The organism is Halalkalibacter nanhaiisediminis (assembly GCF_007830185.1).
Lineage (GTDB): Bacteria > Bacillota > Bacilli > Bacillales > Bacillaceae_D > Halalkalibacter > Halalkalibacter nanhaiisediminis.
Genome location: NZ_VLKZ01000006.1, coordinates 39,964 through 52,849, shown reverse-complemented (window position 1 = coordinate 52,849; position 12,886 = coordinate 39,964). Strand labels below are relative to the sequence as shown.

Here is a 12,886-nt window from a genome sequence, read left to right as displayed (position 1 = left end):
TACACGTTCCTTTCTGACCTCTTAAGGAGGATACGTAGCGTTGCCCACAGGAAGTGGTCGAAGTAAGCGGAGTTTCCTTACCCACATCAGGAGGATAATCGACGTTACTTACAAAACGTGAGCGAAGAGAGCTAGTTTTCTTGCTCAAAGGAAGTGGGTACTCGGCGATGCTTACAGGACGTAAGTGAAAAAAGCCTGAGTTTCCTTTACTCTTCAAATAGGACATGCTACAATAAACGACATGCTCCAAACAAGTATTAGCTCTTTTTACTCATTATAGACAATCTACTGTAAAGAAAAAAGGTTGACAAACAATTTTCATAGAGCTATACTTAATTTTGTTGTCTTAGAGGTGATTTCCAATGAGATGGTCATTACAGCAATTGAAAGCTGCTAAGCATAAACCATTTACATTTGATGAAACAATTGAATTACAAGACTTAAAAGAATTGAATACTGAAATTCGTGATGTGTCTCCTATCCGTGTGAAAGGAGAAGTCGGTTATTCTGGCTCTCTTCTCATATTTACGCTCGATATTTCAGGAGAGCTCATTCTTCCATGTGCAAGAACATTAGCTGATGTCGCTTTTAAAATTGATTTACATGTTAGAGAGCTGTTTCATCCAGCGAATGAGTACATGAAAGAAGAATCTGAAGAGGATGAAGTTCACTTTTTTGAAGGAGAAATGGTTGATTTACTCCCGGCAATTAAGGAACGTATTTTACTTGAGATTCCGTTACAAGTATATGCAGAGGAAGGTGCTAAACGACAAGCACCGCCGTCTGGGGAAGATTGGGAACTTGTGACCGAAGAACAGCGAAAGAATCGAATTGATCCTCGATTAGCTGATTTAGCCAAGTTTTTCGATAAAGATTAGAAAATCGAAGCACCGGCAATGATCGGGCCTTCATTTCATACAAGCCAGTTTTATGTAAAATAAATTGGTATGAGTAGAATTCTGTAAGGAGGTGGGAATGATGGCAGTACCTTTTAGAAGAACATCTAAAACTCGCAAGAATAAGCGTCGTACTCACTACAAGTTAGCAGTACCTGGTATGACTAAATGCCCTGAGTGTGGAGAATTAAAGCTTGCTCACCGTATTTGTAAAGAGTGTGGCTCTTACAAAGGCCAAGATGTGATTAGCAAGTAATGAATATGATTGATAAGACGAAGAGTACTTACTCTTTGTCTTTTTTTATACCTAATTTCGCATATGCAGGAAAATAGACCGATTTTGTCGAATGTAACTTGGTGAAAACAGGAAGAATTGAAATCATCAGGAGGAGAAATCGAATGAAAACTGTTTTGCTCGAACAATCAAATGATGGAATAACATGGATTCGACTAAATCGTGAAGAAAGACGCAATGCAATTAATATTGAGATGATGGAAGAGCTAGATGCGGCTTTATCAGCAGCTGAAGAAGATGAGAGCCGTATCGTTGTGATAACTGGAGTTGGTCAAAAGGCGTTTTGTGGTGGTGGCGATTTATCTGTTTTTCATAAATTAAAAACAGAAGCTGAGGCAAAAGAAATGTTACTAAAAATGGGTACAATACTTGAAAGATTGTTCTTCTTTCCAAAAGTAACAGTCGCTGCTTTAAACGGTACAGCTGTTGGCGGGGGATGTGAAATCGCTTCTGCCTGTGATTTGAGAATTGCTGCACCACATGCTAAAATCGGATTTGTCCAAGGGGCACAAGGGATAACGACTGGCTGGGGTGGTGGAACCCTTTTAACTGAACGACTGACACAACTTGCTGCAATGGAAATGCTAATGACAGCTCGAGTGTATCATTCAGAAGAAGCGAGGGAATTAGGTTTTTTGCAAGACGTCATTGTGGAAGATTCTTTTCAAGAAGGTGTAAAAAACTGGATGGCGCCTTACCTTAAGCAAAATAAAGGTGTGTTAAGTGCTTATAAGGCAAGACTGATAGATCGTTTTGATCGTCAAATGATACATAATCGCATGAATAATGAAATAAATGAATGTGCAAGGCTTTGGGAAACAGATGATCACCATGAGGCTGTGCAACGTTTTTTAGAAAAAAGGTAACTAGTATCTCAAACACAATTCTTGATTTAATATATTTTCGAGGGTGAAAATATATTAGTATAGATAAAATATGAATACTTCTTGAAAAAAAGGTAATAATTCCTTAATGAAACAAAGTCTAAATGAATCAAATTTTTTGCTTATATTGCGTCTTTCTACTCTAGCAGATGCATACCTATAAGCAAACGAGACTTTGAGGAGGGATTCTATTGGCTACGATTCGTCAAGATGCATGGAGTACGGATGAGGATTTGATTCTTGCTGAGGTTGTTCTCCGCCATATTAGAGAAGGAAGCACTCAGCTGTCTGCATTTGAAGAAGTAGGGGAACGTTTGTCAAGGACGAGTGCTGCATGTGGCTTTAGGTGGAATTCTACGATACGGAAAAAGTATGAATCTGCAATTGCCTTGGCAAAAAAACAACGAACAAAAGGCAAGAAAGAGAGACATTTGATGGAGTCAGAGTGGAACGATGAAAGTAGTGATGAATTAATGGGAGAAATGACTATAGCTGCTTTGGCAGATGAGCAAGATGATAATCTTATTAATGAGGTAATCACAAATGAAGCAGAAAAGTCTTCATTAACAATGGAGCAAGTCATAGCATTTTTAACAGAATACCATCAAAATAGACAAAGTCAGCTGTCTTCAAGGGAAGTTGAAGAGTTAAGAAATGAGAATGAGCAGTTAAAACGAGAACTTGAAAAAGAAATAAATGAAAAAAGAGTAATGGCGGAAGACTATAGGGCATTATTATCCATTATGGAGCGAGCTCGAAAGATGTCTTTAAATAGTCAAGCTCATGAATCGTAAAAACACACATGATCGCCCTAATAGGCGCCCATGTGTGTTTTTTTTTATTCAAGAGTATTTCAGTACTTTCTAAACAAAAATAAATGTAGCGAAATATTAAAAATTTGTAGATTCTATATTTACAGGCTCTGTGTCTGCGTGCTGTTCATGTACACCATCTGGATACCAAACATAGGGACTTTCGCCACGATCACGAGTTGGTTGATATGTGACTGGCTCAAAGCCAAGGTGATTCCAAAATTCACTAGAACCTTGTCGCGCATTTGTTTTGACAGGAAGATTAAAAGATTTAGCAAAGTTCACTAGAGCTTTGCCATAACCTTTATAACGGTAAGGTTCAAGAACTTCTAGTTTCCAAAGCTCAAGATAATCTTGAGCTGGTTCGAAATATCGGTCAAACTTCCCGTCAATTCGATACAAACTCATACGTGCTACGAGCTTCTTTCCGTAATAAATACCATAAAAAGGAGATTCGCTGTCATTTTCAATGATGTTTGCTTCTAAATCCCCTTTCATCGACAGTTCAGCAGCACCGAACTCACGAAAGTTCTTAAACTCCTCAAGTGTTTTATAATTAACTAGCAAGCGTGTAACTTCATAATTCTCCATCATGAATTCCTCCTATTGCAAGTCTTTTATCTCTTCTATTTTTATTTTACTACAACTTTTTATGAAAGCGTTTAAAATAGCGAATATTTTTTAGTGAAAAATAAAAGTTGTAATAGTCAGAAAATAATTTAACAATCGTTTTTAAAAAGAATATGGTACAATTTCTTAAAAAAAGGAGCGGTAAAGGTGCGAATTGTGATAGTTGGCTCAGGTTCAATAGGAATGCTAATGGCCTTTTATTTATCTAAAAAGGGTCATAACATTACGTTATTAACGAATCGAGATGAACAAGCGTTTCGTTTGAAAGATAAAGGCTTACATATTATCCATCATGATCAACAGATTGAGGTCGTAACAGTTCATGCTCAGACACTTTTAACATATACCAACGAAGAATCGATTGATGTTGCCATTGTGGCTGTTAAATCGTATCAAGTAGAGCAGGTATTAACAACGCTACAAGAGCTTAATGTGAAATCGATTTTATTCACACAAAATGGAATGGGGCATACAGATCTTTTTCCAAAAGTTGAAAAAGAGGAATTAAGTGTTGCGGTGATAGAGCACGGAGCATTGAGAATAAATGATTATACTGTTCATCATACGGGAGTTGGTCAATTAAGGTGGAGCTATGTACGTAAAAAAGATAATGATGTACAAGTGATGTTTGGAAACAGGGAAGATTCACTTTTTCCCATTCAATATGAACAAAACTGGCTCAAAATGTTAGAACGTAAGCTAATCGTAAATGCTTGTATCAACCCTCTCACAGCTTTACTTAGGGTGAAAAATGGTGAGCTCGTTGAAAATCAACATCACAAACGCATGTTACGAGCTGTTTTTAATGATGTGATGGAAGTTTTAAAGTTTGAGCATCATGAGGAGTTATGGGTACATCTTTGTGAAATATGTCAGCGAACAGCTTTAAATCGTTCTTCGATGTTATCGGACATTGAACATAATCGTCAAACTGAAATTGATAGCATTTTAGGTTATTTAATGAAAAAAGCTGATCAAGAGCAGTATCAATCAAACCTTTTAACTTTTCTTTATCATAGTGTTAAATCGCAAGAAGAATTTTAAAGTGGGAGGTGGGGAAAATGACAAATATCATTGCATGGCTGGTGGCGACGATTGTGACATTACCGCTACTAGGGTGGTATGTAATCTACATTACGACAGTGAAAATGACTAAAAATAAACGAATGTCCATTCGATTTGCTTCTGATTGGTCGACCATTCTGTTTATGGCAGCAGTCTATTTTATCATTTTTGAATTATGGGGCTGGTCATTTCATTGGATTATACTTGCGGTATTTTTTCTCATTGCACTATTATTTACTTTGATGCATTGGCGTGTTTCTGGCGACATACATATTAGAAAGCTCTTTAAAGGGATATGGCGTTTCAACTTTATTTTATTTTTAGTGACGTATCTTATTTTAAGTAGTTATGGCCTAGTCACAAGAATAATGGGATAGTTTGAAAAATAATCACAGTTCGTTTTACTTGGTTGAAGGGACAGTCTTTGCTATGATAAAGGTGAATTTAGTACACGAAGGGACGTCTATACATATGGAAGTAAGAGAACTAGATCTTTCATCTAAGTCTGGTTTTATGAAAGATTATATAGCTGGAAGTGAAGGAAGCGAACGCTTTCTTGATTATTCATTAATGGATGATGGCAGATTTAGAAGACGGAGTGACGAACTTCTTTCGCGTGCATTTCAAAGGGAGCAACTTGCTGATTATTTTACGAGCGTTCACACCTGTCTTTCATATAATAAACAGGCTATGGTACAAATAGAGAAGCTTCGTAACTCAAAGTCTGTGGTTGTTGTCGGTGGACAGCAAGCAGGATTACTTACTGGTCCCCTTTATACTGTGTACAAAGCGATGTCAATTATTGTTTTAGCTAAGCAACAGGAAGAGCAACTTGGTATTCCAGTGGTACCAATCTTTTGGATTGCTGGAGAAGATCATGATCTTGATGAAATTCGCTATGTATATAGAGAACAAAAGGGGCAATGGAAAAAGCATATGTATGATGAGCTCTCTAATGCAAAGTCGGCCTCAAGTGTTAAACTGGACCGTCAAACATTACAGAGCTGGTTAAATGATGTATTTGCTTCGTTACCTGAAACAGCTTATACAAACGCATTGATTAAAACGTTAGAAGAATTTGCCGAAAATTCAATGACGTATGTTCATTTTTTTACAAGAATGATGAACTGGTTTTTTGGAAAAGAAGGTCTCTTATTACTTGATGCTCATGATCCTACTATTCGGATGCTTGAAATACCTTATTTCGAAAAACTCATTGATGATGTTGAAGAACTACAGGCTGCGCAAAACAGGGGAGCGCAAGCATTTAAAAAAGCTGGATACGGAGAGCCGATCGTAACGGAAGTTGAAAATGCTCACTTGTTCTTAGATATAAATGATGAACGGAAGAGATTAGATTATCAAAATGAGCTGTTTAAAGTAAGAGGCAGTGATGTAACGTTTTCAAAAAAAGAATTATTGGCGTTGCTTCATGCTCAGCCAGAACGGTTTAGTAATAATGTTATCTCCCGACCATTGATGCAAGAATGGTTGTTACCTGTCTTAGCATTTGTATCAGGACCAGGAGAACTATTATATTGGGCTACGCTTAAAGATGTTTTCAATCATTTTGACATGAAGATACCACCTATTATTCCGAGGCTTCAAGCAACATTTGTTCCAAAAGCAATTGAAAGGTGGTTATCTAATTCTAGCTATAAACTTGAGCCAATTCTGCAAGGGGAAATGGAAGAAATTAGAGAAGCTTGGTTAACAGAAGTGAATCCATTCCCAGTTCATGAAGTGGCTAGTAAAGTGAGGCAGAATATAAGGAATGAGCATACTCCACTAAGAAAACTTGCAAATGAAATGGATCCAACTTTAGCGGCTTTAAGTGAGAAAAATCTAACCATTATTGAGAGTCAACTGGTTTTTCTTGAGCAGAAAATGGAGAGATTTGTTAGAGAAACTCATCATCATACTTTGTCAAAATTCAATGAAGCTGGTCATTGGCTCTCTCCGCTAAATCGACCACAAGAACGAATTTTTCATCCATTGTTGTTGATAAACATCATAGGCATAGATGAATTTCAGCGATTTATATCAAATGATGTTTCTTTAGAACCGAGTCATAAGATACTCTATTTGTAAATACTTGTTTTTTTACTCTGTCGAAAGACCGACTACGAAAAACCTTGCGTTTTGGCAGGGTTTTTTTGTTGTTTAAAAAACATTTTTTGGTGGTGTAAAGTGGAGCAATGTGGTAACTTAAGGGTAGTAAGTGGGGGGAGATGGGCTGGCGATGTTTATGGGGGAATTTCACCATAACGTAGATGAGAAAGGACGTATGATTGTTCCAATTAAATTTAGGGATGATTTAGGATCGTCTTTTGTTGTGACTCGTGGATTGGATCGCTGCTTATTTGTTTACCCACAAGCGGAATGGAAAAAGCTCGAAGACCAGTTGAAAAATCTACCCTTTACCAAAAAAGATGCGAGAGCCTTTACCCGTTTTTTCTTTTCAGGAGCAACGGAATGTGAATTAGATAAACAGGGGAGAGTAAATATAGCTTCTCCACTTAGGGAGTACGCTCAACTTGAAAAAGAATGTGTCATCATTGGTGTTTCCAATCGAGTTGAGGTGTGGAGTAAGAACATCTGGGAGGAATATTTTGCTGAATCTGAAGAATCCTTTAGTGAAATAGCTGAAAATCTTGTTGATTTTGATCTGTAAAAATAAAAATAGTAGGAGGTGAAAACGTGTTTCATCATGTAACGGTTTTGAAAAACGAGTCAGTAGATGGTTTAAATATTAAACCAGACGGACTTTACGTTGATTGTACACTAGGAGGGGCAGGGCACTCCTCGTTGATTGCAGCTAAACTTGGTGCGAAGGGACACTTATATGCGTTCGACCAAGATGATAAGGCGCTGGCCGCTGCCAAAGAACGATTACAAAACTACGAAGGAAAAGTTACCTTTATCCGCAGTAATTTTCGTTTTTTGAAAAGAGAACTTGCCAAATACGGTATTTCGAAAGTTGATGGTATTTTGTTTGATCTAGGTGTGTCAAGTCCTCAGCTCGATGAGGCAGAGAGAGGTTTTAGTTACCATCAAGATGCACCACTTGATATGAGAATGGATCAAACAGCTGCTTTAACAGCATTCGATGTCGTAAATGAATGGCCTTTTGAGCGACTTGTTTCAATTATTTCAAGATACGGTGAAGAGCGTTTTGCAAAACAAATTGCTAGAAAGATTGAAGCTCATCGTGAGCAAAAGCCAATCCAAACAACGGGTGAGCTGGTGGAGATTATTAAAGAGGCGATTCCTGCTCCTGCTAGGCGTAAGGGAGGACACCCAGCAAAGCGAACGTTTCAAGCGATAAGGATAGCGGTTAATGATGAGCTTGGGGCATTTGAAGAAGCTTTAGAAGATGCGATTACACTTTTAAATAAAGGTGGACGTTTATCCGTCATTACGTTTCATTCTTTAGAAGATAGGTTGTGTAAAGAGGTATTTAGAGAAAAAAGCAAGGCTCCAGATCTACCACCGGGCTTGCCTGTAATTCCACAAGGGTTTGAGCCTATCTTATCATTAGTGTCAAGAAAACCAATTGTTCCATCAGATGAAGAGCTTACTGAAAACAATCGCGCACGTTCAGCGAAGCTTCGTGTAGCAGAAAAACGTTAAGGGGGTTTACGAATGAGTATGGTTGCACGTAAAATGCAAGAGCAGGAGCAAAGACAAGTTCAAACAAAGAAGCGTATTCATAGAGTGCGGATGCAAATGACCTTAGGTGAAAAAGCGATTATTGCTATGATGGCAGTGATGTCATTTATTATCTTAAGTATTGTTGTACATAATTACGTATCTATCTATAGTACAAATCAAGAGGTTTATCAACTTGAGGCTGCTATAGGAGAACAAGTCCAGCAAAATGCAGGCTTATCTCTACAGGTGCTTGAGCTTAGTGCACCAGACCGTATTCTTGACTTAGCGACTGAGGAGCTTGGAATGGTACTTGATGATAATAAGGTAAAAATCGTTCAAAACTAGTTCAATTATGAGCTAGTTTTTTCCACCTAAATAGGTAGACTCATCTCTATTTAGATGACGCAATTGTGGGGTGTAAGAATGGAAATTAAGAGATCTGTTACGAATAAACGAGCAGTTATTTTGTTATTACTTTTTTTAACTATTTTCATCATTTTACTAGGTCGAATTGTTTATATTCAAACGATCAAGGAAATTAAAGGAGAAGACTTACAAGCGTTGGGAGAAGACCGTTGGACACGTACGCAAACGTTAGAAGGTATTCGTGGTACGATTTTTGATCGTGTAGGTAGCCCAATAGCTCAAGAACTAAACTCATATACAGTTTATGCTATTTTAAATAAAGAGCAAAATTCTTATGTGAAGAACGCAGAGGAGACGGCAAGAAAACTATCCCCTTATATTGATATGTCTGAGGAAACTTTAACAGAGTTACTGTCCTCAGATAGATTTCAGGTTGAATTAGGTTCAGGTGCAAAAAATATGACACATGAACGTATGGAAGAGATACGCGCTTTAAATCTTGAAGGTATTTATTTTAGAGAAGAACCTAGACGTTATTATCCGAAGCAAACGTATGCTTCTCATGTTATCGGTTATACGGAACGTGATATGGTGACGGCAAGGATGGGAATAGAGAGAAGTCTTGATGACCTGCTGCGTGCAGAAGATGGTATGATTCAATATCAAAGTGATCGAAAAGGGATCCCATTACCAGATCCAAATCGTCACATTACTCCAGCAAAAAATGGCTATGATGTTTATTTGACGCTAGATTCAAACATTCAAACAGCACTTGAACAAGTGATGACGAAAGTGGAAGAGGATTATCAACCTGAGAAAATGATTGCGATCGTAGCTGATCCTAAAACGGGTGAAATTTTAGCCATGAGCAATCGCCCAAGTTTTAATCCAAATCACTATGAGCAGATTACAAATTATATGAATTTTGCTGTATCTGATCGTTTTGAACCAGGTTCAACAATGAAAATGTTTACGTTAGCTGCTGCGATTGAAGAAGGCGTATATAACGGACAAGAAACGTATCAATCTGGGCGTTATCAAATTGCTGATCGAACGATTTCTGATCATAACCAAGGCAGAGGATGGGGCCAGATAACATATGATGAGGGGATGCTTCGTTCATCAAATGTTGCTTTTTCTAAGATCGCCTTAGAAAAACTGGGTCCACCAAAAATTTACGAATATTGGGAGCGTTTTGGTCTTACACAGCCAACAGGGATTGACCTTCCAAATGAAGCTGATAGTTTAATTGCAAACCAATATTCAATTGATGCTGCTACGACTGCTTTTGGACAAGCGACAGCTGTCACACCGATTCAACAAATTCAGGCGGCGACGGCAATTGCAAATAACGGTAAAATGATGAAACCTTATATTATCGATCGAATTGTTAATCCAGAAACGAAAACAATTGTAAGGCAAACTGAACCTGTGCTTGTTAGTGAACCAATTTCTGAGGAAACAGCTGATCAAGTTCTTGATTTACTAGAGCAAGTCGTGATTTCACCAGAAGGAACAGGCAAACCGTATTATTTAGAAGGGTTTAATGTTGCTGGAAAAACAGGAACAGCACAAATTAGGAATCCTGATGGACCTGGTTATATTCGTGGTCATGGTCAAAATATCTTTTCTTTTCTTGGTATGGCACCTAAAGAGGATCCGCAAGTTATCGTTTATGTTGCCGTAGATAGACCGAAACTAGAATTTCATGAGGTGGGAGCAGATCCCACTGCGATGATTTTTAATACGATTATGAAGCATAGTCTTCAATATCTAAATATTACTCCTACAATTGAAGAAATTGAGGAGAATGTCGCAGAAGGGTTTGAAACAGCAAACTACGTTGGTCTTTCTGTTGAAGATGTCACAGAACAAGTTCAAAGTAGCGAGATCGAAATTGTCGTTCTTGGAAATGGTTCAAAGATTGTTGCCCAGCAACCTGTCGTAGGCAAGGGAATGTTACCAGGAGAACGGTTATTATTGCGTACAGATAGTGATCAAGCCCAGATGCCTGATATGAATGGTTGGTCTAGTCGGGATGTTCGAAAATTTGCTCAAGTGATGGAAATGAATCCAAATATATTTGGTCATGGCTATGTAACGAGCCAAAGCATTGAGCCAGGGAGCACAATTCAAAAAGGTGAGTATGTTGTAATTGAATTAAGTACTCCACAAAGTATCGAGCAAGAAGAAGTGACGGAAGAGGCTGAAGAAGCTGAAGAAGAACAAAATGAAGACCAACCACAAGTAATGGAATAGTAGAAATTGACTAAGACTAAAACTCGCACACAGTTCTAACCGCATCCGTACAAGCATACGTTAGAAAAAACGTTCATGAATTGAATGCGGGAGGTATAAGTAGTGCGAGTTTCTAATGTAACTGTCCGAAAAAGGCTCATTCTTGTTCTATTTGTTGGACTAGCTATTTTTTTTGTCATTGCATTACGACTTGGCTACGTTCAATTTGCACTTGGAGATTGGTTAACAGATCGAGCGGAGGATTCATGGAGTCGTGATGTACCATTTGAAGCAAAAAGAGGAGAAATTCGTGATCGAAATGATGTCGTTCTCGCGACAAATATAAGTGCTCCTTCGGTTCTCGTCGTTCCACGACAGGTGCAAGATCCAGTTGATGCAGCTGAGAAACTAGCTGCTGTATTAAATATGGACCATCAGAAAGCGTATGAATTAGTAACAAAAAAAGAATCAATTGTCAGGCTTAACCCTGAAGGTCGAAAAGTGACTAAAGAAAAGGCGAGTGAAGTAAGAGCACTGCGTTTAGCGGGTGTCTACATTGCCGAGGATAGTAAAAGACATTATCCTTTTGGCAAATACCTCTCACATGTCTTAGGGTTTGCTGGAATTGATAATCAAGGTTTAACAGGACTTGAATCGTTTTATGATGAGCAATTGAAAGGTGAAAAAGGTCATGTTTCTTTTTTTTCTACTGCTAAAGGAAATCGAATGCCTAACTTAGCAGATGAGTACACTGCACCCCTTAATGGATTAGATTTACGCCTGACAATTGATAGCAGAGTTCAAACGATTATTGAAAGAGAGCTAGATATTGCTGAAGCGACGTATAATCCAGATGGGGCGATGGCCATTGCGATGAATCCCAATACAGGTGAAGTCCTTGGTATGAGTAGTAGACCGCATTATAACCCTGAAGAATTTCGCAAGGTTCCACCAGAAATTTATAATCAGAATAAACCTGTGTGGATGCAATATGAGCCAGGCTCCACGTTCAAAATTATTACTCTTGCAGCTGCTCTTGAAGAGGGAAAAGTCGATCTTGAAAAGGATACATTTTACGACCCTGGTTATATTGAGGTGGCTGGCAGGAATTTGCGTTGTTGGAAAAAAGGGGGACATGGCCATCAAACATTTCTTGAAGTCGTCCAAAATTCTTGTAACCCAGGCTTTGTTGTACTAGGAGAACGCTTAGGGAAGGAACGATTATTTGATTATATTGAGGATTTTGGATTTGGTCAAAAGACAGGAATTGACTTACAAGGAGAGGGAAGAGGGATTATATTTAATCGCGATCGAGTTGGTCCTCTAGAACAAGCAACGACAGCATTTGGTCAAGGGGTTGCTGTAACTCCTCTTCAACAAGTAACAGCCGTCTCAGCGGCGATTAATGGAGGATATTTATACCAACCTTACCTTGCAAAAGAATGGATTGATCCTTTGACGGGCGAGGTTGTTGATCATCAGGCACCAATCAAAAAACGACAGGTTATATCTGAGGAAACCTCAAAAAAAGTTCGGCATGCGCTTGAGAGTGTAGTTGCACTTGGGACAGGTAAAGGGGCATTTGTTGATGGATATAGAGTAGGTGGGAAGACTGGAACGGCTCAAAAGGCAAAAGATGGTCGCTATTTAGAAAATAACCATATTGTCTCTTTTATCGGTTTTGCTCCTGCAGATGATCCACAAATTGTCGTTTATGTAGCTGTCGATAACCCGAAAGATACGTTGCAATTCGGAGGGATTGTTGCGGCTCCAATTGTAGGAGAAATCATCGGTGATAGTCTCCGCGCAATGGGGGTTGAAAAACGTGAACATCAGATTGAAAAAGAACTTACTTGGAACGATCAACCGTTAGTTGAGGTGCCAGATTTAGTTGGAAGAACAAAAAGAGAGCTTCATGAATCTTATTATGAATTAAAAATAGAGGTAGATGGTGATGGGCAGCATGTGCTCGCACAATCACCAGAACCAGGGGTAAAAGTAGCGGTCGGTTCAACAATTCGTCTTTATATGGGTGACAAATAAGGA

Annotated in this window: 13 protein-coding genes; 12 read left to right on the top strand and 1 reads right to left on the bottom strand. The window is 38.4% G+C overall.

The annotated features are described in order from the left end of the window. Nucleotides 1-362 precede the first annotated feature (362 nt). From IQ10_RS11455 to IQ10_RS11440, 4 genes are all read left to right on the top strand, one after another. Nucleotides 363-878 carry a YceD family protein gene (locus tag IQ10_RS11455; protein WP_144450655.1) on the top strand — a complete coding sequence of 172 codons (516 nt, stop codon included), beginning with the start codon at nucleotides 363-365 and terminating at the stop codon, nucleotides 876-878. Nucleotides 879-978: 100 nt separating this feature from the next. Beyond that, nucleotides 979-1,152, top strand: coding sequence for a 50S ribosomal protein L32 (gene rpmF / locus IQ10_RS11450; protein WP_144450654.1), 174 nt, complete (start codon nucleotides 979-981; stop codon nucleotides 1,150-1,152). Nucleotides 1,153-1,295: 143 nt separating this feature from the next. Next, entirely contained in the window at nucleotides 1,296-2,057 is a 762-nt protein-coding gene (locus IQ10_RS11445; protein WP_144450653.1) for an enoyl-CoA hydratase/isomerase family protein, read from the top strand. Between the two features lie 209 nt (nucleotides 2,058-2,266). Beyond that, a complete protein-coding gene (locus IQ10_RS11440) occupies nucleotides 2,267-2,869 on the top strand; it encodes an RsfA family transcriptional regulator (RefSeq protein ID WP_144450652.1) in 603 nt (200 codons plus the stop codon). 96 nt (nucleotides 2,870-2,965) lie between these two features. Here the strand turns inward: IQ10_RS11440 and IQ10_RS11435 are convergent, their stop codons facing one another. Beyond that, nucleotides 2,966-3,478, bottom strand: coding sequence for an N-acetyltransferase (locus IQ10_RS11435; protein WP_144450651.1), 513 nt, complete (start codon nucleotides 3,476-3,478; stop codon nucleotides 2,966-2,968). A gap of 150 nt (nucleotides 3,479-3,628) precedes the next feature. Here IQ10_RS11435 and IQ10_RS11430 point away from each other — a divergent pair, with 150 nt between their 5' ends. The 8 genes from IQ10_RS11430 to IQ10_RS11395 all read left to right on the top strand — a co-directional run bounded on the left by IQ10_RS11430 (nucleotide 3,629) and on the right by IQ10_RS11395 (nucleotide 12,883). After that, nucleotides 3,629-4,561 carry a 2-dehydropantoate 2-reductase gene (locus IQ10_RS11430; protein WP_277878018.1) on the top strand — a complete coding sequence of 311 codons (933 nt, stop codon included), beginning with the start codon at nucleotides 3,629-3,631 and terminating at the stop codon, nucleotides 4,559-4,561. 17 nt (nucleotides 4,562-4,578) lie between these two features. Then, the gene (locus tag IQ10_RS11425) at nucleotides 4,579-4,959 is read left to right on the top strand and encodes a DUF3397 domain-containing protein (protein ID WP_144450649.1); all 381 of its coding nucleotides are present in this window, start codon (nucleotides 4,579-4,581) and stop codon (nucleotides 4,957-4,959) included. Between the two features lie 94 nt (nucleotides 4,960-5,053). Further along, the gene (gene bshC, locus IQ10_RS11420; protein WP_158640037.1) at nucleotides 5,054-6,673 is read left to right on the top strand and encodes a bacillithiol biosynthesis cysteine-adding enzyme BshC; all 1,620 of its coding nucleotides are present in this window, start codon (nucleotides 5,054-5,056) and stop codon (nucleotides 6,671-6,673) included. Between the two features lie 151 nt (nucleotides 6,674-6,824). Next, nucleotides 6,825-7,256: a division/cell wall cluster transcriptional repressor MraZ gene (mraZ, locus tag IQ10_RS11415; protein WP_144450889.1), complete on the top strand. Its 432-nt coding sequence runs from the start codon at nucleotides 6,825-6,827 to the stop codon at nucleotides 7,254-7,256. 26 nt (nucleotides 7,257-7,282) lie between these two features. After that, nucleotides 7,283-8,215 (top strand): 16S rRNA (cytosine(1402)-N(4))-methyltransferase RsmH, encoded by a 933-nt coding sequence (gene rsmH, locus IQ10_RS11410; RefSeq protein WP_144450647.1) that lies wholly within the window; start codon nucleotides 7,283-7,285, stop codon nucleotides 8,213-8,215. Between the two features lie 12 nt (nucleotides 8,216-8,227). Next, nucleotides 8,228-8,581 carry a cell division protein FtsL gene (gene ftsL / locus IQ10_RS11405; RefSeq protein WP_144450646.1) on the top strand — a complete coding sequence of 118 codons (354 nt, stop codon included), beginning with the start codon at nucleotides 8,228-8,230 and terminating at the stop codon, nucleotides 8,579-8,581. 78 nt (nucleotides 8,582-8,659) lie between these two features. Next, a complete protein-coding gene (locus IQ10_RS11400) occupies nucleotides 8,660-10,861 on the top strand; it encodes a penicillin-binding protein (RefSeq protein ID WP_144450645.1) in 2,202 nt (733 codons plus the stop codon). 102 nt (nucleotides 10,862-10,963) lie between these two features. After that, nucleotides 10,964-12,883, top strand: a complete 1,920-nt coding sequence (locus IQ10_RS11395; RefSeq protein WP_144450644.1) for a stage V sporulation protein D — start codon at nucleotides 10,964-10,966, stop codon at nucleotides 12,881-12,883. Nucleotides 12,884-12,886 lie beyond the last annotated feature (3 nt).

Excerpts from the sequence above, each read along its gene's own strand:
- IQ10_RS11455 (WP_144450655.1), top strand. The coding sequence starts at position 363 with ATGAGATGGTCATTACAGCAATTGAAAGCTGCTAAGCATAAACCATTT.
- rpmF (WP_144450654.1), top strand. The coding sequence starts at position 979 with ATGGCAGTACCTTTTAGAAGAACATCTAAAACTCGCAAGAATAAGCGT.
- IQ10_RS11445 (WP_144450653.1), top strand. The coding sequence starts at position 1,296 with ATGAAAACTGTTTTGCTCGAACAATCAAATGATGGAATAACATGGATT.
- IQ10_RS11435 (WP_144450651.1), bottom strand. The coding sequence starts at position 3,478 with ATGGAGAATTATGAAGTTACACGCTTGCTAGTTAATTATAAAACACTT.
- IQ10_RS11425 (WP_144450649.1), top strand. The coding sequence starts at position 4,579 with ATGACAAATATCATTGCATGGCTGGTGGCGACGATTGTGACATTACCG.
- bshC (WP_158640037.1), top strand. The coding sequence starts at position 5,054 with ATGGAAGTAAGAGAACTAGATCTTTCATCTAAGTCTGGTTTTATGAAA.
- mraZ (WP_144450889.1), top strand. The coding sequence starts at position 6,825 with ATGTTTATGGGGGAATTTCACCATAACGTAGATGAGAAAGGACGTATG.
- ftsL (WP_144450646.1), top strand. The coding sequence starts at position 8,228 with ATGAGTATGGTTGCACGTAAAATGCAAGAGCAGGAGCAAAGACAAGTT.
- IQ10_RS11400 (WP_144450645.1), top strand. The coding sequence starts at position 8,660 with ATGGAAATTAAGAGATCTGTTACGAATAAACGAGCAGTTATTTTGTTA.